The 19,903-nt window shown below is 72.7% G+C and carries 17 protein-coding genes and 1 pseudogene; 9 read left to right on the forward strand and 9 right to left on the reverse strand.

The annotated features are described in order from the left end of the window. Positions 1–23: 23 nt before the first annotated feature. Positions 24–1,336: pseudogene (locus ACZ60J_RS03090) on the forward strand (MFS transporter). Positions 1,337–1,503: 167 nt separating this feature from the next. Here ACZ60J_RS03090 and ACZ60J_RS03095 read toward each other — a convergent pair. Further along, on the reverse strand, positions 1,504–2,151 hold the full coding sequence (locus ACZ60J_RS03095; protein WP_469678535.1) for a hypothetical protein: 648 nt from the start codon (positions 2,149–2,151) through the stop codon (positions 1,504–1,506). Positions 2,152–2,419: 268 nt separating this feature from the next. On the opposite strand from ACZ60J_RS03095, the gene ACZ60J_RS03100 reads away from it, so the two are divergent. Further along, entirely contained in the window at positions 2,420–3,817 is a 1,398-nt protein-coding gene (locus ACZ60J_RS03100; protein WP_469678537.1) for a HEAT repeat domain-containing protein, read from the forward strand. Positions 3,818–3,924: 107 nt separating this feature from the next. On the opposite strand, the gene ACZ60J_RS03105 is transcribed toward ACZ60J_RS03100, so the two are convergent. Then, entirely contained in the window at positions 3,925–4,743 is an 819-nt protein-coding gene (locus ACZ60J_RS03105; RefSeq protein WP_469678539.1) for a hypothetical protein, read from the reverse strand. A gap of 344 nt (positions 4,744–5,087) precedes the next feature. Between ACZ60J_RS03105 and ACZ60J_RS03110 the strand changes: the two genes are divergently transcribed. Next, positions 5,088–5,498 (forward strand): DUF5133 domain-containing protein, encoded by a 411-nt coding sequence (locus tag ACZ60J_RS03110; protein ID WP_469678541.1) that lies wholly within the window; start codon positions 5,088–5,090, stop codon positions 5,496–5,498. Between the two features lie 13 nt (positions 5,499–5,511). On the opposite strand, the gene ACZ60J_RS03115 is transcribed toward ACZ60J_RS03110, so the two are convergent. From ACZ60J_RS03115 to ACZ60J_RS03135, 5 genes are all read right to left on the reverse strand, one after another. Next, entirely contained in the window at positions 5,512–6,000 is a 489-nt protein-coding gene (locus ACZ60J_RS03115; RefSeq protein WP_469678543.1) for a DUF6328 family protein, read from the reverse strand. A 112-nt stretch (positions 6,001–6,112) separates the two neighbouring features. Beyond that, positions 6,113–6,994 carry a non-homologous end joining protein Ku gene (gene ku / locus ACZ60J_RS03120; RefSeq protein WP_469678545.1) on the reverse strand — a complete coding sequence of 294 codons (882 nt, stop codon included), beginning with the start codon at positions 6,992–6,994 and terminating at the stop codon, positions 6,113–6,115. 101 nt (positions 6,995–7,095) lie between these two features. Further along, a complete protein-coding gene (locus ACZ60J_RS03125) occupies positions 7,096–7,368 on the reverse strand; it encodes a hypothetical protein (RefSeq protein WP_469678547.1) in 273 nt (90 codons plus the stop codon). 38 nt (positions 7,369–7,406) lie between these two features. After that, positions 7,407–8,435, reverse strand: a complete 1,029-nt coding sequence (locus ACZ60J_RS03130) for a D-alanyl-D-alanine carboxypeptidase family protein (RefSeq protein WP_469678549.1) — start codon at positions 8,433–8,435, stop codon at positions 7,407–7,409. A gap of 308 nt (positions 8,436–8,743) precedes the next feature. Further along, the gene (locus ACZ60J_RS03135; RefSeq protein ID WP_284716012.1) at positions 8,744–8,899 is read right to left on the reverse strand and encodes a CsbD family protein; all 156 of its coding nucleotides are present in this window, start codon (positions 8,897–8,899) and stop codon (positions 8,744–8,746) included. A 566-nt stretch (positions 8,900–9,465) separates the two neighbouring features. Between ACZ60J_RS03135 and ACZ60J_RS03140 the strand changes: the two genes are divergently transcribed. Then, positions 9,466–11,076, forward strand: a complete 1,611-nt coding sequence (locus ACZ60J_RS03140; protein ID WP_469678551.1) for a phospholipase D family protein — start codon at positions 9,466–9,468, stop codon at positions 11,074–11,076. Positions 11,077–11,098: 22 nt separating this feature from the next. Here the strand turns inward: ACZ60J_RS03140 and ACZ60J_RS03145 are convergent, their stop codons facing one another. Together ACZ60J_RS03145 and ACZ60J_RS03150 are read right to left on the reverse strand one after the other, a co-directional pair. Continuing rightward, on the reverse strand, positions 11,099–11,545 hold the full coding sequence (locus ACZ60J_RS03145; RefSeq protein ID WP_469678553.1) for a hypothetical protein: 447 nt from the start codon (positions 11,543–11,545) through the stop codon (positions 11,099–11,101). A gap of 1 nt (position 11,546) precedes the next feature. Continuing rightward, the gene (locus ACZ60J_RS03150; RefSeq protein ID WP_469678555.1) at positions 11,547–12,089 is read right to left on the reverse strand and encodes a hypothetical protein; all 543 of its coding nucleotides are present in this window, start codon (positions 12,087–12,089) and stop codon (positions 11,547–11,549) included. Positions 12,090–12,276: 187 nt separating this feature from the next. Between ACZ60J_RS03150 and ACZ60J_RS03155 the strand changes: the two genes are divergently transcribed. The 5 genes from ACZ60J_RS03155 to ACZ60J_RS03175 all read left to right on the forward strand — a co-directional run bounded on the left by ACZ60J_RS03155 (position 12,277) and on the right by ACZ60J_RS03175 (position 19,854). After that, positions 12,277–12,642, forward strand: coding sequence for a low affinity iron permease family protein (locus ACZ60J_RS03155; RefSeq protein WP_469678557.1), 366 nt, complete (start codon positions 12,277–12,279; stop codon positions 12,640–12,642). A 165-nt stretch (positions 12,643–12,807) separates the two neighbouring features. Then, positions 12,808–13,338, forward strand: a complete 531-nt coding sequence (locus ACZ60J_RS03160) for a DoxX family protein (RefSeq protein ID WP_469678559.1) — start codon at positions 12,808–12,810, stop codon at positions 13,336–13,338. A 147-nt stretch (positions 13,339–13,485) separates the two neighbouring features. Next, positions 13,486–15,486 carry a hypothetical protein gene (locus ACZ60J_RS03165; RefSeq protein WP_469678561.1) on the forward strand — a complete coding sequence of 667 codons (2,001 nt, stop codon included), beginning with the start codon at positions 13,486–13,488 and terminating at the stop codon, positions 15,484–15,486. Positions 15,487–15,490: 4 nt separating this feature from the next. Continuing rightward, positions 15,491–16,969, forward strand: coding sequence for a type 1 periplasmic-binding domain-containing protein (locus ACZ60J_RS03170; RefSeq protein ID WP_469678563.1), 1,479 nt, complete (start codon positions 15,491–15,493; stop codon positions 16,967–16,969). 110 nt (positions 16,970–17,079) lie between these two features. Then, entirely contained in the window at positions 17,080–19,854 is a 2,775-nt protein-coding gene (locus ACZ60J_RS03175; RefSeq protein WP_469679100.1) for an ATP-binding protein, read from the forward strand. The last annotated feature ends 49 nt before the right edge of the window (positions 19,855–19,903 follow it).

A 19,903-nucleotide genomic window follows, 5' to 3' on the forward strand; every position in this document is an offset into this window, starting at 1 on the left:
AAACCAGAACCAGAGTCTAGTTCATGTTATTTGGCAGGGGCACGCCCCACACACAGCTCGGGCCGGGCTTCAATCGGGTGTGGGCCTCGGTCACCGTATCCAGCCTCGGCAACGGCATGAGCTTCGTTGCTCTGCCGCTCCTCGCGGCCCAACTGTCCGCAGACCCTCGGCACATCGCGATGGTGTCCCTGGCGGAGCAACTGCCCTGGCTGCTTCTCAGCCTGCCTTCCGGCCTTCTGGCGGACCGCTACGACCGGCGTCGCATTCTGTGGCTCGTCGACGCCGCCCAGGCCTTGCTCGTCGGAATGCTCGCCGCGGCGGTCGCGGCCGGCGTCATGACGGTCCCGCTCCTGGCGCTCGTCGCCTTCCTGCTCGGCTGCGGTCGGACGCTCCACACCGGCGCCTGGGCCGGCATGGTCCCCGCGCTGGTTGCGCCCGGCGCACTCACCCAGGCCAACGCCCGTCTGCAGGCCAGTGCCCTGACGGCCGACACCCTGCTGGGAACGCCACTGGGCGCCCTGCTGTTCGGCTTCGCCGTCGCCCTCCCGTTCGCCGTCGACGCCGTGTCGTTCGCCGCCGCTGCCGCGCTGGTGTTCATCCTCCGTGGGAGCTTCCAGCCCTCTTCCCTGCCGGAATCGACTACGTGGACGATCGTGCGTCGCGACACGACCGAAGGAGTCCGCTGGCTGTGGCGGCACTCCGTACTGCGCCGGCTCTGCCTGACATCGGGGGCCATCAACCTCGTCAACGGAGGCCTGACCGCCATCCTGGTGCTCTACGCCCGCCGGACCCTCGGCCTGAGCAACATGGGCTTCGCCCTGCTCATCGCTTCCTTCGCCCTCGCGGCGTGGCGGGGGCCATGGCGACACCACGTCTCACCGCACGCTTCGGCATTCCCCGGATCCTCACGTGGACCGCCGCGGCCACTGCCGTCGCCGCCGTGGTCACAGGTGCCGCAACCTCAGGCCCGATCGCCGGTACGGGTATTGCCTTCTACGGGGCAGCGAACATCGCCTGGAACGTCACCGCCGTATCACTGCGCCAGTCACTCGTTCCTGACCGGCTGCTGGGGCGTGTCGCCATGGTCTTTCAGATGGCCATCGGCAGTGGCACCGCACTGGGGGCGGCAGCTGCCGGCTTCACAGCCCACGCCTTCGGCCTGCGCGTCCCCTTCCATGCCGGGGCAGTCCTCCTCCTTGCCGCCGGCATCATCAGCACGCGCCCTGGCGAGAAGGCCGTACTGCCCTCCCAGGGCACGACAGCCGTCGACGGGGAGGCTTCGGAGGCACACAGCAGCCCCGAATCCAGCCGAGGGGCCGACGCGGAGAACCGCTGAGCGCCTGACGTCGCCGACTGGGGCACGGTGGCCTTGGCGGTCGAAGGGACCACGGACCTCTGACGCCCGAGCTGGGGCTCCGGACGGACACACTGCTGTCCGCATGCACTGCTGGCTGACCCCAGGCGGAGCGAGATCGACTTGGCCGTTGCCCCATGAAGTGTTCCTCAGGTGAAGGCGATGGCGGCGCCGGTGGAGACCGAGAGCTTCGCAGCGCGGAGGAGCTGGAGACACACGTAGGACTCGACGCGGTAGCGCTGCCATCCCTCGGCGGCAGGGCCCTCGGCATCGACGGCGTCCGAGACCTCTTCCGAGTCCGGGTCGAGGGCTTCCGGAAGACCGAGGGCTTCAGCGAGTCGACGGGTTTCCGCGAGCAGGCTCATCGAAGAGCCCAGGTAGCCGCCCGGTGCCTTCTCGTCGACGATGACGTGGGCGAAGTCGACGGGGACGTAATAGCCCTCGCAGTCCGAATGATGGACCAGGTGGTCGAACGGTCCTGGCGGGTCAGTCGGGAGAGCCTCGTACACCTTGCTCAGGAGCGGGTCGGCAGTCGCCCGCTGGGTCCTGTCCAACGGCTCGGGCAGTCGCCCGTACGCGCCAAGGTGGACTGCGAGACGGCGAACGGTGTGCAAGCCCGAATAGCCCCACGCCTCGAACTCCGCGCCCTCCTCCTCATCCAGGTCTGGCTCCGTCCATTGCCGCGCTCCCGCACGATCCAGCAGCTCGCCGATCGCGAGGAAGTCAGCGCGGACCATCTCGGTGTAGTCGTCGTCCTCGGCATCGGCAAGGGCGCCGACGACTATGTTCAATCCCATGCCCCGATCCTGCCATCGGTGATCTGACGACCACACCGTGCCCTGCCTTCGGGGTAACCCCGGCGTGATGACCATCGCGATCAGCACGGGGTGGACGTGGGCTTGGCTCAGGCGCTGGTGGCGTCACGGTCCATGGACGCAGGTGTGGGCGAGTGCATCAGCCGTGTCCCGGCCTGGGTCGGGACGGCTCCGGGTGCGGTACTTCCCCATGGTGGTGCTGGGCTTCATCATGTCTCGGCGGTCCGGCAGCCGGAGGGTGGTGCGTGCGGTGGGAGACAGGTGGGAACTCGAGGCGGCCGTGCGGCGGGGGGACGCGGAGGCCGTGGCCGCGCTGCTGGAGGCGGGAGTCGAGGCGGAGGCCGGCGACGGACCGTCCGTGCTGTGGCCGGCGGTCGATGGCCATGACGCCGCCGTCGTGAGGGCGCTGATCGGGGGTGGCGCGGACCCCGACCGGGTGCTGGCTGACGGAACTACCCTGCTTTGGCGGGCCGTTGACAGCGGGTCACCGGCTGTGGTCGCAGCCCTGCTGGGCGACGATGCGGCCACGCGGCTTTCCGGAGCCGAGCAGGAGCGGCTGCTTGCCCTGGCCCGCCACTGGTACGAGCGGGGGGCCGAGGCCGAGCTCCGTACCAGGACGGGCGGGACCGGCCCCGTGGAGCAGACCGAGTTCGAGTACCGCTCGGACAGGTACGTGAACTCTCTGACCCTCGGCGGTGTCACGGTCCTCGACGGGCACGGCGCCGTCCTGACGGAGTTGGAGTGGGCCTTCGGCCTCCTCGCGCCCGTGGACGAGCTGATGGGCAGGGCGCTCGCCCAGGGCGAGTGGTACCACGCCGACTGGGTGTCCGTCGTATGGGTCCTCACCCGGCGCTGCGACGCGCAGACGTTCGCGGCGGTGGCCGCGCACCGGCACGACCCGGAACCGGACCACCGTGAGTTCGTCCTCTCCGTCTTCGATTCCTACTGGATGGAGCCCCTTCGCAACCGCTTCGCCTCGAGGGGAAGGAACTTCTACCGGAAGGAGATCGCGGAGCTGTTCGTGGAATGGGCCATGGCGGGCGAGGACGTTCCGCACCTCCTGACGGGCGTCCTGGACACCCTGAGCCACCTCGCGAACAAGGAACAGGGCGCGCTCGTGGGGCTGCGCCACGCCAGGCACCCGAATCCGAACGTCCGCAGTGCGGCGGCCGATGTCCTGTTCGACTTGGACTATCTCGTCACCCCGCCCGAACCCCCGGTCCGAGCAGCCCTGCTGGCATTGGCATCGGACACCGACGCCGGCGTGCGCTCCCGGATCGGCTCGTACGTGCTGGGGATCCACGACGGCGGCGACGACTGCACTCAGGCCGTCATCTCTCTGCTACGGGATCCAGAACCCGAGGTGAGGCGCTCTTGCGCGGAGTCCCTCACGCACGACCACACAGGCCCGATCCGCACTCCGGCCGTGGCCGACGCTCTCATGGACCTGCTCGACGACGAGTTCGAAACCCGCCTCCATGCCGCCTACGTCCTGCTGAGGTGGGAGGACCCGCGCACGGCGCAGGCCGTCGAACGTCTGCGCCCGCCCGAGCACGTCACCTATCACCACACCCATCGGCTCGCCGAGATCCGGCAGTGGCAGGCGGCACATGAGAACGGTGCGGGTCCCGTGACCGGTAACCGCTGACCGGTGGGTGGAGATGCGCCCTCACCCGGCAGGGACTCCCCCTGGCTCGAGGCTGCGACACCCACACGAGTCGACCATGCCAAGGGGAGCGCGTCGGCGACGTCCCGTCAGGAGCGGCCGAACCAGCGATGCTTGGACCGCGGTGAGGGTGCCACGCCGTCAGCCGAGGCGACCGACGGGTCGTCGTACTGGCGCGAGATCACCCGGACCCGGCCCGACTCGGCGTCGTGGCGCACCGTGTCCAGGCCCTGGCGGTCCAGTTGGGCGATGGTGTCGGCGTGGGTGGTGGTGTTCAGGGCGAGCATCCCGACCTTCGGGTGCCTCGGGCCGAGCTTCACCTCCTCGTCGAGCAGGATCTGCATCAGGTGGTCGGCGGAGACCGAGGGCAGCTCCTCGTCCACGGCGACGTGCAGCATCAGGTGTTCCTCGCCGCTGGCCTGCCACCGCACCTGCGCCACCCACACCGAGCGGACGGCGGGGAACTCGCGGACCCGCCGCACCAGGGCGTCGCGCAGGGCGACCGCCACCGGGTCGGTGGTCCAGTCGAGCTTCATCTGCGCCCCGGACCCGTAGGTCGCCCAGTCCCGCAGCACCTGTTCGGGGTAGATCGCCTGCCCGTTTCCGGAGCGGACCCCGAGCGCGGCGACACCGGTCTTCTCCAGGATGTCCCTCAGCCGCGCCGCGTCGCAGTGCGCCATTCCGGCGGCCTCCGGCAGCAGTTCCGCGCCGAGCGCCGCATCGGTGAACCCGAGCAGCGTGAGCGGCTGCTCGTCGTCGGGGAGGAACATCACCGCTCCGGTCTCGGTGACGGGAACGAAGATCCCGCCCTCGAACAGCGCGCCGAGCACCGCGTCAGGCGTGGGCTCGTGCCCGTCGGCACGGCGGTCGAGAAGGTCGGCGAGACGTACGTTCGCATGATCGATCACGCGTGCAGCGTAGTGCCGGACGGGGGGCGTAGCTGCCGATCCCGAGACGCACATCGGCACGACCTCGACGCCAGCTTCGCCGCGGTCGTCGAGCGGGTCGGGGGCGTGAGCAGGCACGGGCGGTCCTGACGTTCGGGCCCTGAACCAGCGCGCCGTGCGGTCCGTGCTCGGACGGCGGGCATACGGTCCGTACGCGGGCCACCGCACCGCCCCCACCGTCCCCGGACCGGAGGAACCCCGTGCCGACACCCGGAGAAGCCACTCCACCGACCCGACAGAACCCCGCCGTCGCCCGGACGCACGGGCACCCGGTGCCGGCGGGCAGCCGGGCCATCGGGATGCTCATGGCCACGACCCCCTGCTCGGCCCGCGACGCGCTGCGCATCCTCGCGACGGCCGCGGACCTCGCCGACCTCGCCGTCGAGGACCTGGCTGCCGCGATGAGCGCCACCGCGTGCGGCACCGCCTTGCCCGCCCGCCTCGAACGCGCCCTGCGTCGTACCGTCGAAGCCGCCCGGACCCCCGGTCCGGCGGGCGGTCCCCGCGCCGCGGGGCTCGCGCCGAATCCCGCCCGGACCGAGGAGGTCCTGACCCGGCTGCGCGGCTGCCAGGCCCGTCTCGCCGCGGCGCCCCAGGATCCCGCGGCCTTGCGGGCCATGGACGACACCGCCTACACCCTGTGCGTGCTGATGGGCAGGCCCACCGCCCTCGAAGCCATCCACGCGGCGGAGGAACAGCTCGCCGCCACGCTCTGAGCAGCTGCTCGGGTCAGCGCTTGGCGGTGTAGCGGACGCGTGCCCACAGGGGCAGCACGAACCAGCACAGCACGTACCAGGCGAACACTCCGCCGACGAGCCACGTCGCGAGGGCGTTGTCGGTGGCGACCCTGAGGACGAGGAGCAGGGCCGCGGTGCTCGTGGCCAGGAGCAGCAGGAGGCCGGTGAAGGTCAGGCGCGCGGCCCAGGCGACGGCCTCGGGCTTGATCCTGCGCCCCACGACGAGACGGTGGAAGGCCACCGGGCCGATCAGGGCGCCGGTCGACAGGGATCCCAGGACCACCGTCACGACGTAGATCGTCTTCTCGGTCGGCGCGAGCCCGGCGAAGACGGGGGTGAAGGCCACCGTGAGCAGGAATCCGAACAGGATCTGGACACCCGTCTGGGCGACCCGGATCTCCTGGACCAGTTCCTGCCACTGCCGGTCCGCGCGTTCCTCCGCGGACTCGTTGCGTCCGCCCCGCTCCGTCCCGTTCGGCATCGGGCCGCCTTCCCGAAGGGTGTCCCCGCCCCTCGTCTACCCCCGGGCTCCGGCACCATGTGCGTGTCGCGGCGGCCGTCCGAGGCCCGCACCGGGCCGACCCGGGCGCCGTTCAGGCCGCCCTGTGCGTACGGCGGGCCGCACCGCTGCCGGCAGGCTTCCCCGCCTGCTTCGAGGGCTTCCCGTGCTGCGCGCGCTTCCCCCGCCTTCTCCTGGGGCCGCCGGCCTGCTCCACACTGGCCCGCAGCACCTCGGCGAGGTCGATCACGTTGGTCGAGTCGGCCGCGGGTTCGGCCTTCTCCACGCTCTCGCCCGCCCGCTTCGCCTCGATCAGGGCTGCGACCTTCTCCCGGTACGCGTCGTGGAACTCGTCGGGCTTCCAATCCATGCTGAGCGCCTCGACCAGTTGCTCGGCCATGCGCAGTTCCTTCGGCGCGGCCTTGGCCCTGCGCGGCAGGTAGTCGATCTCCGCACGGGGATCGCGAATCTCGTCGGCCCAGTGGAGCGTGTGGCAGGTGAGCAGGCCGTTCTCCGCCTTCACGGCCACCAGGTACGCGTGACTGCGCATCACGAATGTGGCGATCCCGGCCTTCTCCGACGTGGCGAGGGCCTGCTGAAGGAGGCTGTAGACCTTTCCGTACTCCTTGCCCTTCGGCGCCAGGTAGTACGTCGCGTCGAAGAAGATCGGATCCACCTCGGCCAGGTCCACGAACCCCTCGATGTCGAGCGATCTGGAGCGGCCCGGAGCGATGTCGTCCAGCTCCTCGGGTTCCACGAGCACGTACGCGTCGCCGTCGTCGAAGCCCTTGACGATCTCCTCGTAGGGCACTTCCTCGCCGGTCCGCTCGTTGACCCGCTTGTTGCGGACCCGGTCCGAGGTGCCGCGCTGCAGCTGGTGGAAGTGGATCGTGTGGCTGTCGGTCGCCGCGTACAGGCCTACGGGCATGCTGACCAGGCCGAAGCTCAGCACGCCGGACCACACCGGTCGCGCCATGACCACCACCGCCGTTCCTCTCGCGTCCGGTCGTACGGTCGTACGTGCGCTCCCTCACCCGCCTCCGGCGCCTACCCGGAGCGGTGGTGCGCACGCGGGCGTCACCGGCCGGGTTCTCCCCGCCTGTCCACGTCCGCGTCGGACCGCTCCACGCGTTCCGGGTCGGACGGTGGCGAGCCGGAGCCGGTACCCGTCCGCGACGGAACTCCGGGCGGGCGACCGTGCTCGTCGATCATGGCGCCCTGGTCGGGCAGCAGCTCGGGGTGACGGCCGCCCTTGGGCCGGCTGCCGGTGGCGCTCACGGCAGGGTCCGTCCGTGCGGGGTCGCTATCCGCGGGGTCGCTCCCCGCTGCCGCGTGTCCGGGCTCGCTCATGGCTGCCTCCTCCGTCGTGTCGGCCCCCTCCTGGTCGCCTACCCCGCTCGGACGCGACCAGGCACGGCGACCGGCTCGCCCTGCTCGGCACACCGCCGCGCGACACGGGGCGGCGACACCGGGGACGGGGCCGGGTCGGGCGCGTACGGCCCGGGCGTTGCGCGGGTGTCGAGCGGGGTGTTCTGGACGGCCTCGACCAGCCGCCTGGTGTGGGCCCAGACCGCGGCCCGTGCCCGGACCGGGGAGCGGCCGGTCCGCTGGGCGAGGACGGCGCCGAGTACGAGTCGGCGGGTGCCGCCGACGTCCGTGTAGGCGGCCCACAGGACGTTGCCCCCGGCCGGGGTGCTGGTGCCCGTCTTGAGGCCGACGACGCCGTACCGGCCGAGGAGCCGGTTGGTGGTGCGCGCCTCGCCCAGGTCGCCCGGGAGGAGGACCGAGGGGGTGGCGACGATGGTCCGGAACACCTCGTCCTGCATGACCGTACGGGCCAGGAGGAGCAGGTCTTCGGCCGTGCTGGTGTTCCCGGTGTCCATGCCGCAGGAGCCGGTGAAGGTCGTACGGGCCATGCCCAGCTCCGCGGCCGCCTCGTTCATCCGGCGGACGAAGCCCGCCTCGGAGCCGGCGGTCCAGCGGGCGAGGAGCCGGGCGATGTTGTTGCCCGAGGGGATCAGCAGGTAGGCGAGCAGCTGCCGCAGGGGGAACTCCTGCCCTTCCGCGACGGGGACGACAGATTCGATGTCGGAGCCCGACTCGCGGGCTGCGGCCCGGTCGACGCGGACCACGGGTCCGGGGTCCCCCGGGCCGAGCGGGTGCTCGCGCAGGACGACGTAGGCGGTCATCACCTTGGTGAGGCTCGCGATCGGCACCGGTATCTGCTCGCCGACCGTGCCGAGGCTGCCGACCCCCTCCACCTCCACGCTCGCCTGACCCTCGTGGGGCCAGGGCAGCGCCGCCGTGGACACCGCACGACGGGCGGCGGCGAAGGCGGCGTCACCGGCCCGGCAGGCCGCGAGGCGGCCGCGCTCGGGCAGCTCGGCGGAGCGTCGGAGGAACGCGTGGATGGACATGACACTCCCGGGATCGGGTTCGCGGTGGGGGGACGTGCCCCCACCGCGCCCGGAACGGTCCGGGCCCGGGCCGCTCGGCAGCGGCGGGGCACACACCGAGCATGGCCGTCCCACCCATCGGAACCCCGGCCGTCGTCCTTCGGCCGACGCTCCACCGTGTATCAGTTCCGCAGCAGAGGCGCCGAGGGGCCCATACGTCGCCGGTACGGCCACGGCCTCCGTCGCCCGTTTCCGGGGACGGAGGCCGTGGCCGCTCGGGTTTCGGCGTCGGTGACGGCGCCTCGTCCTGCTGGTCGTGGAGGGTTCCGCTAGTCCTTGAGGACGTCCTTGGCCTTCTCCTTGGCCTGGCGCGCATCGCCCTTCATCTGCTCCGCTCGGCCTTCGGCGGTGAGTCGCTCGTTGCCGACGGTGCGGCCCATCGCTTCCTTGGCCTTGCCCTTGGCCTGTTCCTTCTTGGCCTTCATCTTCTGCTCACCCGACACGGCTCTCACTCCGATCGTTGGCGATCATCTGACGTGATGCGTCTGTCCCCATGCCCTTCCCGTAAACGTGCCGGCACGACTCGGCGCGGCGCCGGCGGGGCCGAGGGCGCGAGGGGCCTGCGGGGCGGGGCGCACGCGACCGGATCCGCTCCGGACCGGTGATGCCCGGAACCGGCGGTCCCGTGTCTCCCGTTCAGCGGTCCGGTCCCGCTTGCCGATCATCCGGCGGGGGCCCGGACGAGGGCGCCGGGGGCACTGCGCGCGGGCGGCGCGGGCGGCGTGGGCCCGGAGGTGGGCGACCACCGTGCCGGCCCCGGCGACGAGCGGTACCGCCACCACGGCTCCGCCGATTCCCGCGATGGTGCCCCCGGTGGCGACGGCCAGGACGACGGCTGGCCGGGTGGACGCGGACAGCCCTGCCAGCGGCAAACACCCGGAACCGCCGGCCGGTCTCCGCAGCACCCCGGGCCCGCCGGTGACGGCAGTGCGGGGTGCCGTGCCGAGTGGAAGGGTGGGGAGCGGGCACTCGTGTGAGCGGAGGACGTGCCATGCCCGCTTCGGACTGGCTTCTGGCGCCTGGAGAGCGCGGTAACGCCGCCACCCGGCTGGAGGACCGCCGGGCGGACGGGGCCGCCTGGTCCGAGGGCAACGATGCCCGGCCGCTCGTCCACGGCGCCACGTACTTCGCCGAGCTCCTCGCCCGGATCCGGGCGATGCGCGCCGGCGACCTGCTCCTGTTCACGGACTGGCGCGGCGATCCCGACGAGCGGCTGCGCGGACCCGGTACGGAGATCGCGGCCGTCCTGGGCGCGGCGGCCGGACGCGGTGTCGTCGTGAAGGGTCTGCTGTGGCGCTCCCATCTGGACGGCTTCCGGTTCAGCGAGGAGGAGAACCGCTCCCTCAGCGAAGACGTCGAAGCGGCCGGCGGCGAGTGCCTGCTCGACCTGCGCGTACGGCCCGGCGGCTCGCACCATCAGAAGATGGTGGTGCTGCGGCACCCGGGCCGCCCGGAGCACGATGTCGCGTACGTCGGCGGGATCGATCTCTGCCACAACCGCAACGACGACGCCGACCACCGCGGCGACCGCCAGTCGCTGCCCCTGGCGCCGCGGTACGGTCCGCACCCCCCGTGGCACGACGTCCAGCTCGCCCTGAGGGGGCCCGTCGTCGGCGACATCGAGGCGGTTTTCCGCGAGCGGTGGGAGGATCCCGCGCCGCTGAGCCGCAGTCCGCTGATGCGCCTGCGCGAGCTCCTGGACCGGGAGGACGTCCGGGCGGACGAACTACCGCCGCAGGAGCCCGATCCCCCGCCGTGCGGCCGGCACGCCGTCCAGGTGCTGCGCACCTATCCGAACCGGCTGCTGCGCGGCTATCCCTTCGCCCCCGACGGGGAGCGCAGCATCGCCCGGAGCTACCTCAAGGCGCTGCTGCGGGCCCGCACGCTGATCTACCTGGAGGACCAGTACCTCTGGTCCCCGCGCGTCGTGGACTGCTTCGCCCGGGCCCTGCGCACGCATCCGCAGCTGCGGCTGGCCGCAGTCGTCCCCTCCGTTCCGGAACAGGACGGCCTGCTCTCCGGGCCCATGAACCTGATCGGACGGATCACCGCCCTGCAGGAACTGCGCCGCGCCGGAGGAGACCGGGTCGCGGTGTACGGGCTGGAGAACCATGCCTCGACCCCCGTCTACGTGCACGCCAAGGTGTGCGTGATCGACGACGTCTGGGCCGCCGTGGGGTCCGACAACGTCAACCTGCGCTCGTGGACGCACGACTCCGAGCTGAGCTGCGCCGTCCTCGACCGGGCGGCCGATCCGCGGCGGCCGCGCGATCCGGGCGGGCTCGGGGACGGGGCCCGCACGTTCGCCCGCGAGCTGCGCCTGGAGCTGATGCGCGAGCACCTCGACGCGGGCGTCGGGCCGTCCGCGGAGGAGGCCCTGTCCGATCCGTCGACCGCGTTCGACCGGTTCCGCGAAGCCGCCGCGGCGCTGGACGCCTGGCACGCGGCCGGGCGCCGCGGCCCGCGTCCTGCGGGCCGTCTGCGCCGCTACGCGGCTCCGCGGCTGCCGGCCGTCCGGCGCCTGCTGGCGACCCCGCTGCACCATGCCCTGGTCGATCCCGACGGCCGGCCCCTCGGCATGCGGCTCCGGGGCGGATTCTGACGCCCCGGAATCCGCCACTCGCTCAGGTCTTGAGCAGGCGGTTGAAGAAGGACCGGTACTGCTGCAGCGCCTGCCGCAGGTCTTCCGTCTCCACTTCCTCGCCCCGGCCCCACTGGGCCTCCAGCTCCTGCTTGCGCGCGGCGAAGGTGGCGGCCAGGGTCTGCATGACCTCGGCCACCAGGGCGTCCGCGGACCTGACCGCGTCCTGGGGATCGTCGACGAAGCGGCCCTGGACCTCGCTCCACGTCTCGCGGAACTCCTTGGTGTCGCCGGCGCCGAGGAGCGGCTCGGAGTCGCCCCCGGGAACCGCGGCGGGCGGTGCGTCCGCTCCGCCGGGCGCTCGGTCCTGGGTGGCCTCGCCCGGGTACAGCGGGGCTTCCTGGTCCTCCTGCGTCACGGGATGTGCAAGGTCTTCGGTGGTCAGGCCTGCCTGGGCGGGCCTGGCCTCGCTTTCCGAACGGTTGTCCATGTCACCGGTTCCTCTCGTCCGTGAGCAGCTCCGTGAACAGGGCTCGGTAGTGCACCATCGCTCCCCGGAGTTCCTCGGTGGTCGCCCGCCCGTCGGCGCTTCGTACCTTGACGTCGTGGGCGGAGCGGTAGTGGTCCAAGGTGCCCGCGTGTTCGACGGACAGGTCGCGCAGTTGGCCGTGGTACCCGTCGGTGGGGTAGCCGCGCTCGCTCATCAAGCGGGACACCAGCTCGTCGGCTTCGGCGACGGAGCCGTCCGGCCGGTCCACGAAGTGTTCCTGGACGGCGGTCCATTCGTCGGAGTACTGGCGGCGCCGCTCGGCGGGGATCTCCTTGATCTCCAGCCGGTCGTGCCGCTCCTGACGGGCGCGCAGTTCGCGCTCCGCGGCCAGCGTGCCGCCCTTCTCCTCGACGGTCCGCTCGTACTCCGCTCCGAAGCGGTCGCGCAGATGGCGTCGGCGCGTCAGCAGGGCGAAGGCGAGGGTCAGCACCACGACCAGGACAGCGGCCGCAACGATGATCGCAATGAGTGTGTTCGTAGACATGTGCCGCCTCCATCGAGCGGTTCCACGGGGTCGTCGCCCCTTGCGGGTACCCGCTGAGAGGAGGCGAAACCTCCGGAGCTCGTACGCTCGCACCCGCCGGGCGCATCCTCCGCGGACCCTCCGCGACCCTTCGCAACCCTTCGCCGGGCAGATGGTTCGGCGGGCCGTCCGTGGGCAGGCGCCGGGCATGACGTTGGAACATCCGGCTGAGAAGGGCGCACCGGGGCGGCTCGGCCGCTTCGAGAAACTGGCGGAACTCGCATCCAATTTCACGAGTTCGGCGCTCTTCTCCGTCCTGTGCGTCCTCTTCGTGGCGGCCTTCGTCGCCTCGCACCTCCTCCATCTGCCGATGGAATGGCAGCACCTCGCCGGTGATGCCATGGGCGCGGTGTCCCTGCTGCTGCTCGCCCTGCTCAAGAACTCGGAACGCCGGGCCGAGCATGCGATCCAGCGGAAGCTGGACGCGATCGCCAACGCCCTGCTGGCCGACCAGGAGGGGGCGAGGCACACGGCTTACCGGGATTTGGAGGAGGCCGTCGGGATCGAGGAGTAGGAGTAGGAGTAGGTCGGGGGCGATCTCTTCTCGACCTCTCTTCTCGACCTCTTCCGGCCTCTTACCGGCGGGTGTGCCCACCCCCGTTCGGCGCGGGTGCGGTGTGGCGGAACGGACGGTGTGGAACACATTCCGCCGACCCCCCTCCTGTCGAAAGGCCGCCCCATGCACTTCACCCTCCGCAAGGACCTCGGACTGCTCTCCCTGCGCCTCGCGGCCGGCGGTGTCCTGATGGCCCACGGCACGCAGAAGCTCTTCGGCTGGTTCGGCGGTGGCGGCATCGAGGGTACGGCCCGGGCGATGGAGCACATGGGCTTCAGTCCGGGCCGGCGGAGCGCCATCGCCGCCGGGCTCGGCGAGGCGGGTGGCGGTGCCCTGCTCGCGCTGGGTCTGGCCACTCCCGCTGCGGGCGCCGCCGCGGCGGGCGCCATGGCAGGGGCCGTCTCGGTCCACGCTCCCGCCGGGTTCTTCGCCCAAGGAGGCGGCTTCGAGTACCCGGCCCTGCTCGGCACCGTCGCCGCTTCCCTCGGCGTCACGGGGCCCGGGCGCATCTCCCTCGACCACTTCAGCCGGCACCGGCTGGACCGTCCCGCCGTCATCGCGGTGGCGTTCGCCCTCAGCGCGGTCGCGGCCATCGTCGTCGTCAAGCGGCGTGTCGCCGCGATGGAGCCCGCGGACGGAGCCGACGAGGACTGATCCCGCCCTCCCGCGTCGGACGCTGCGGGAACGGAGTCCGGGATCGGGGTTCCGGAATGGAATCAAGGAGCGGAAACCCCTGTCTGACTCCGGCTCCAAATGGCAGGCTCTACACCTCGGAGCGCGTCCTGGGGGGGATCACACGTGATGGAGCCGGGTACGGGCATGGGCCTGCGGGGCCGCAGCGGCATCGTGTCGCTGGTCGACTCCTGCCTGAAGGAGGACCCGGCGGCCGAGCGGCCCCTGACCATGCTCCTCGGGCCGGCCGGCAGCGGAGCCAGCGAAGCGCACAGCGCGCTCATGGAGCGCTTCGGGCCCGACTACCCCTTCGCCTTCGTCAACTTCGGCGGGGCCCAGTCTTTGCTGCCGCGCTACGCCCTCGGACTCCTGGCCCGCCAGCTCGAACGCAAGCTGCCCCGCTACGGCCGCTCCCACTTCCCCCTCCTCAGCCTCGGCCTGCTCGCCTCCGACCAGGAACTGCGCATGCGCAACCTCGCGGAAGGCCGGCGCGCGGTGCAGCGCCAGCTGGACCGGTTCCAGGAGGAGAACGAGGCCCGCCACGGCGACTACCTGGCAGCCTTCTTCGAGGTGGGCATGGGCGCCCTCGGGATGCCCGAGGGCGCCTCCAGTGCCGCGCTCGCCCTGTTCCAGGACGCCCTGCGGCGCGGCCGCCGCACCGTGCCCGGTCTGCTCGGCGGCCGGCTGGGGAGCCGGCTCACGACGGGAGCCCACTGGTACGGGCGCCATCCCATGACCCGCAGCGCGGACCCGATGGAAGCCCTGGTGGAGCTCAACCTGTGGCGCCACGAGGGCGACGAGAACGAACAGGAACGGCTCGACCTCGTCCTGTTCTCGGCGTTCCTGGAAGACCTCAGGCGCAACACCGCCCGCAATTTCATGCCCCGCTCCTACCTGCTGCTGCTGGACAACGCCCACACCGAGTACGGCCGGCACTTCCTCGACCTGTTACTGCGCTCCCGGCACGACCAGACCGTCGTGGCGGGACACGCCAGCGATCCGCTGACCGTCGTCGCCAGCTCCAACCGCTGGCTGCCCCGCTGGGGTCCGGCGACCGGGGACTCCTGGCCCTGGCAGCTGCGCGGCCCCGACCGTGCTTCCCTGGCCGACTGGCACGCCCACCGGCCGCCCCGCGACAGCGAGGACAGCTGGTGGTACCCGCTGCGCCTGCGCGACCTCAATCTGGACGAGGTGCGGATCCGGATAGAGCTCCAGCTCGGCGGGCACAGCGACCTGGCCCCCCTGACCCGGCTCACCCCCTTCGTGCACCGGCTCACGGGCGGGCTGCCGCGCGCCGTCCACCAGGTGCTCGACGTGTTGCGCCAGGCCGGTCCGCTCCCCGACTCCGGCCCCGAGCAGGACCGTTGGCTGCGTACGCTGCCCGACCGGCCGCTGCGTACCGGGGAGCACTCCGCCACGCTCGCCGACACCGCCCTCGGCCACCTCCTGCGCGACTTCGACGGAACCCAGCGCGCGGCCCTGGCCGAATGCGCCGCCGCCCGGGACTTCTCCGTGGCCACCCGGCTGCTCAGCCCCGACGACTCCCTGTTCGGCGACGTCCGGGCCCGCTGGCTGCTGACCGGGCCCGTCGCCGTGGTGCCCGTACTCCATCCGTGGCTGCGCCGGCTGCTCCTGTGGCGGCTGGCCGCGCGGCCCGACGCGTGGGACGCCGCGCACGAACTCCTCGCGGAGTACTACCGCGGCGAGGGCAAGCCGGTGCAGGAGATGTACCACCAGCTCGCCCGTGGGCGGACCGAGGAGGTCACCTCGCACCTGACCCGGCGCTTCACCGCCGTACCGGCCGCGCAGTGGATCTCCGAGTTCGATGCGATCACCACCGCTCCGAACCGGCTCCCCTCCGACAGCGGTCCGCTGGAGCTCCTCTCCGGGATCGTCCCGCGCCGGGCCGGTCGCGTGATGGACACCGAGTCCGTGATCCACACCCTGGTGACCACCCGCTGGGTGTGGAGCGATCCGCTCGCCGACCCGGCCATGCGGCTGGGGAACCTGATCGCCGACGGCTACACCCAGCTGTCCCAACTGCGGAGGAACGACATCGTGGCCCTGTTCAACGAGGCGGAGCGGTACCGGCAATGGCGCGATCCCCAGACCGCGGGCTGGGAGGGCTGAGCGCGTGCCCAGACTCGAATGGCCCCTGCACGTCGTACGCCGCGTCGCGCTGGCCACGGCCGCGGCCGTCACCCTCGTCGCGGCGCTCTGGCTGGGCGTGGGCTGGTTCCAGGAACGCCAGGCCAGATGCGCCGACGGAGTCGTCGAACAGGGACCGGCCGACGAGTGCGTCGGGGTGAGCGACGGATCCTACGTCTTCGCAGCGCACCTCGACGCCGTCAGCGCGAAGATCGAGGAGGAGAACCGCCGGGTCGTCGCCAACGCGGCCAAGGAGCCGTACGTCAGCGTCGCGTACTACACCTCCTTCACCACCTCCGCCTCGGACAGCAACTCCGCCGAGGGCGTCCGGCACGAACTCCAGGGCGCCTACCTCGCCCAGTACCGGCACAACCAGGGCGATCTGGCCGCCACTCCCAAGATCCGGCTGCTGATAGCCAACCCGGGCAGCAAGTCCCGGCAGTGGAAGCACACCGCCGACGAACTGATCGCCCGCAAGGACGCCCCGGACCGGCTCGTCGCGGTGGCCGGCCTCGGACCCAGCACCGAGGAGAACCTCGCCGCGATACGGCTCTTCTCCGAGCACGGCATCGCCATGGTCGGCGCGACCATGACCGCCTCGACCATCCAGGACATCAACGGCTTCGTCCGGATCGCCCCCACCAACGAGGACGAGGCGTTCGCGGGCGCCGGCTACCTCAAGCGGCGCGGGGTCACCACCGGCGTCGTCATCCAGGACGTGGCGCAGGGAGACCTCTACTCCTCCACCCTCGGCGACGCCTTCACCAAGGCGTTCCAGGACGGCGGCCCGCACAAGCTGGTCGCCGAGCGCATGACCTACGACTCCTCCGTCAGCAGCGCCTGGCAGAACGAACTGCGTTACATGCCGGGGCAGTTGTGCCAGCAGCGCCCGCAACTCGTCTACTTCGCGGGCCGCGGCCTGCACCTCACCCGGTTCCTCGACGCGCTCGCCAACCGCAGCTGCACCGACCAGAAGTTCACCGTGTTCACCGGGGACGACACGACCAACCTGAGCCCCGCACAGCTCGCCCGCGCCGCCGAGACGGGCATCGAGGTGCTGTACACCGGCCTCGCCCACCCCGACATGTACCGGGCGGCGCCGCAGGCGGTGTCCGCACCCTCGGCGAAGAACTTCCAGCCGGGCGGGATCCTGGAGCAGTGGTTCCCGCACGACACCCGCGAGGACGGCGGCGCCCTGATGGGCCACGACGCGGTCCTCGCGGCGGCCCACGGCATCCAGATGGCCGCCCGCTGGCAGGGCGAGGTGGCCGGCGACGCCGTGGCCCGGATGTTCCACCAGATGGACGGCACCCAGCAGGTGGCCGGGGCCAGCGGGTTCATCTCCTTCCAGAACAACGGCAATCCGCGCAACAAGGCCGTTCCGGTCCTGCGCCTCAACGCCAAAGGCCAGGTGGAATTCGTCGAAGTCTCCGCGGCGGAGGGCAAACCGCCCCAGGAACAATGAGGCGCGCCGCCCGACGCTGACACGGGGCGCCGCCGCCCGGCCCCGGCAGGGCCGGGACCCCTACCGGGGGCCTGTGGTGCTGCGTAGACTCCACCCGCATGACGGCGGGGATGGGCGCATCGGTGCTGGTCGGACGGGATGCGGAGATTCGGGCGATGCGTTCCGCGCTGGCCCGGCCGCCCGCCGTGGTGCTGATCGAGGGCGAGGCCGGGATCGGCAAGACGCGGCTGGTGCGCGAGGTGCTCGCGCGGCGGCCGGACCGTGCTGCGCGGGTGCTGTCGGGGAGTTGTCCGCCGCTGCGCGAACCGTTCCCGTACGGGCCGCTGTTCGACGTGCTGCGCACCCTCGCGCACGCCGTCCCGGCGGGGCTCAGCCCGGTGTGCGGGGCGCTGCGCCCCTACCTGCCCGAGCTCGCCGAGCGGCTTCCCCCGCCGTGCGAGCCGCTGCACGACCCGGCCGCCGCCACGCACCGGATCTTCCGGGCGGTGGGGGCGCTGCTGGCCGCCGTGTGTCCGGCCGTGCTCGTCGTGGAGGACCTCCACTGGGCCGACGACGGCACCCGCGACCTGATCCGGTTCCTGATCGAGGATCCGCCGCCGGGGCTCGCCGTCGTCCTGACGTACCGCCGGGAGGACCTGCCCGCGCCCGGGCTGCCACTGGGGCGCGCCTACCGGCGGACGCCGGGTCACGAGTCCCTGCTGATGCGGCTGGAGGCGCTCGACGCGGGCGAGGTGCGCGTCCTGGCCGCCGCGCTCACCGGCGGACCCGTATCCGCAAGGCTGGCGGGCGAGTTGCACGAGCGGACCGCCGGGATCCCCTTCGTCCTGGAGGAGTTCGTCCGCGGTCCGGGCGCCCCCACCGCCGTGCCCGCCCTGCTCCAGGAAGCGATGGCCGACCGCACCGCCGGTCTGGACGCGCCCGCCCTGGCCGTGGTCCACGCGGCCGCGGTGCTCCGCGACCCCGCGCAGGAAGCCCTGGTCACCGCGGTGGCGGGGCTCGACGAGGAGGCCGGTGCCGGGGCGGTGGGGGCCGCGCTGCGGGCCGGGGTGCTCCACGACTGGGGCGAGGACCGGTACGGATTCCGGCACGGGCTGGCCCAACAGGCCGTGTACGAGGCCCTGCTGGGTCCGGAGCGCCGGCGCCTGCACCTGCGGGCCGTGACCGCGCTGTCCGCGCTGCCCGCACCCCCGCTCGTACGGCTCGCCTTCCACGCCCGGCAGGCCGGGGCCGTGGCGCAGTGGCGCCGCTACGCGGAGGACGCCGCCGAGCACGCCCGGGAGATCGGGGACACGGCGCTCGCCGTGGAACTCCTCGAAGGGCTCCTCGACGACCCCGCGCTGCCTGCCGAGGACTGCGCCCGGCTCGCCCTGCGGCTCAGCCGCGCGGCCACGATCGGGCTCACCCACCGGCGGACCGCCCGGCTGCTGCGCCGGGTGGTCGACGAGGGCGCGGCGCTGCCCGACGCGGTGCGCGGGGACATCCGGCTGAACCTCGGACTGCTGCTGAACAACCAGGCCGGCGACCACCGCCAGGGCCGGCTGGACACCGCCCGCGCCGTCGCCGAGCTCCGCGAGCGGCCCGCCCGCGCCGCGCGGGGCATGGCGGGGCTCGCCATGCCGACCTGGGGCGGGGAACCGTACCCGGTCTACCTGGAGTGGATCGCCCGCGCCGAGCGGATCGCCGCCTCGCACGGGGACGAGGCCCTGCGGCTCGCGGTGCGGGGCAACCACCTCGTGCTGCGGATGTCCCTCGGCGAGGGGGCGGTGCGCGGGGAGGCGGAGGCCCTGCTCGCCGCCGGCGCGGCGGACCGGGCGGGGCGCCTGGAGCTCGCGCGGATGTGCGGGAACCTCGCGGACGCCGCGGCCTGGCTGGGCAAGGACTCGGAGGCCGAGCTGTTCCGGCGGGAGGGCGACCGGATAGCGGCCGCGTGCGGAGCCCCGTACCTGCGCGGGATCATCGATGCGACGGTGCTGCGCCTGGAGTGGAGCCAAGGGCGCTGGGAAGGGCTCGGCGACCGGGCCCGGCAGGTGTGGGAGGCGGCCCAGGGCGCTTCGGGGATCGAGTCGGAGGCGCGCCTCGTGCTGGGGCTGCTCGGCGCCGCGCACGGGGAGTGGGAGGAGGCCGGGGAGCACCTCGCGGCGGCCGCCCTGGGGGATCCGGAGAACGCGGCTTCGCCGGTCCTGGCCGCAGCGGGCGCCGCGGCGGTACGCATCCACCTCGCGCGGGGCCGGGCCGCGGCGGCCTGCGCGGAGGCCGACCGGGGGCTCGCCCGCGTCCGGCACAAGGGGCTCTGGGGCTGGGCCGGCGACCTGGCCGCGGCCGGGGTGGACGCGTACGTCCGCGCGGGCCGCTTCACCGACGCGGAGCGGCTGACCGGCGAGTACGCCAAGGCCATCGCGGAGCGCGACCACCCCTTGGCGCTGGCGGCGCTGCCCCTGTGCCGGGCGGCCGTGGCCCGGTCCGCCGGAGATCCTCGGGAGGCCGCGGCGCACTATCGCCGGGCGGCGGCCGAGTTCACGGCGCTGCGTCGGCCGCACAGTGCGGCCCAGGCCGTGGAGGCGGCCCTGGAATGCGTACCGGACGCCGGTGAACTGGCGCTCCTGGTAGAGGAGTTCGAGCGGATCGGGGCGGTGCGGGAGGCTGCCCGGTGCCGGCGGGCGCTGCGCGGGAGCGGGCACGTGACGACGCCCCGGCGCGGCCGGGCCGGGTACGGGGAGGGGCTGTCGCCGCGGGAGGCGGACGTGGCCCGGCTGGTGGCCTCCGGCCGGACCAACCGGGAGATCGCCGAGCTGCTGTTCCTCTCGCCGCGCACGGTGGAGCAGCACGTGGCGAAGGTGCTGCGCAAGCTGAAGGTCAGCAGCCGCACGGAGGTACGTACTCCGTAGCCGCCGGGCCGCGCGCGGACTGCGAATAGGTACTCCTACGGACCCGGGT

It is taken from the genome of Streptomyces sp. NPDC104226, from assembly GCF_055584085.1.

Bases quoted from the DNA above. Each gene is read 5' to 3' on its own strand.
- ACZ60J_RS03095 (WP_469678535.1), bottom strand. From the start codon at position 2,151: ATGGGATTGAACATAGTCGTCGGCGCCCTTGCCGATGCCGAGGACGAC.
- ACZ60J_RS03110 (WP_469678541.1), top strand. From the start codon at position 5,088: ATGGCCACGACCCCCTGCTCGGCCCGCGACGCGCTGCGCATCCTCGCG.
- ACZ60J_RS03115 (WP_469678543.1), bottom strand. From the start codon at position 6,000: ATGCCGAACGGGACGGAGCGGGGCGGACGCAACGAGTCCGCGGAGGAA.
- ku (WP_469678545.1), bottom strand. From the start codon at position 6,994: ATGGCGCGACCGGTGTGGTCCGGCGTGCTGAGCTTCGGCCTGGTCAGC.
- ACZ60J_RS03125 (WP_469678547.1), bottom strand. From the start codon at position 7,368: ATGAGCGAGCCCGGACACGCGGCAGCGGGGAGCGACCCCGCGGATAGC.
- ACZ60J_RS03130 (WP_469678549.1), bottom strand. From the start codon at position 8,435: ATGTCCATCCACGCGTTCCTCCGACGCTCCGCCGAGCTGCCCGAGCGC.
- ACZ60J_RS03135 (WP_284716012.1), bottom strand. From the start codon at position 8,899: ATGAAGGCCAAGAAGGAACAGGCCAAGGGCAAGGCCAAGGAAGCGATG.
- ACZ60J_RS03140 (WP_469678551.1), top strand. From the start codon at position 9,466: ATGCCCGCTTCGGACTGGCTTCTGGCGCCTGGAGAGCGCGGTAACGCC.
- ACZ60J_RS03145 (WP_469678553.1), bottom strand. From the start codon at position 11,545: ATGGACAACCGTTCGGAAAGCGAGGCCAGGCCCGCCCAGGCAGGCCTG.
- ACZ60J_RS03150 (WP_469678555.1), bottom strand. From the start codon at position 12,089: ATGTCTACGAACACACTCATTGCGATCATCGTTGCGGCCGCTGTCCTG.
- ACZ60J_RS03155 (WP_469678557.1), top strand. From the start codon at position 12,277: ATGACGTTGGAACATCCGGCTGAGAAGGGCGCACCGGGGCGGCTCGGC.
- ACZ60J_RS03160 (WP_469678559.1), top strand. From the start codon at position 12,808: ATGCACTTCACCCTCCGCAAGGACCTCGGACTGCTCTCCCTGCGCCTC.
- ACZ60J_RS03165 (WP_469678561.1), top strand. From the start codon at position 13,486: ATGGAGCCGGGTACGGGCATGGGCCTGCGGGGCCGCAGCGGCATCGTG.
- ACZ60J_RS03175 (WP_469679100.1), top strand. From the start codon at position 17,080: ATGGGCGCATCGGTGCTGGTCGGACGGGATGCGGAGATTCGGGCGATG.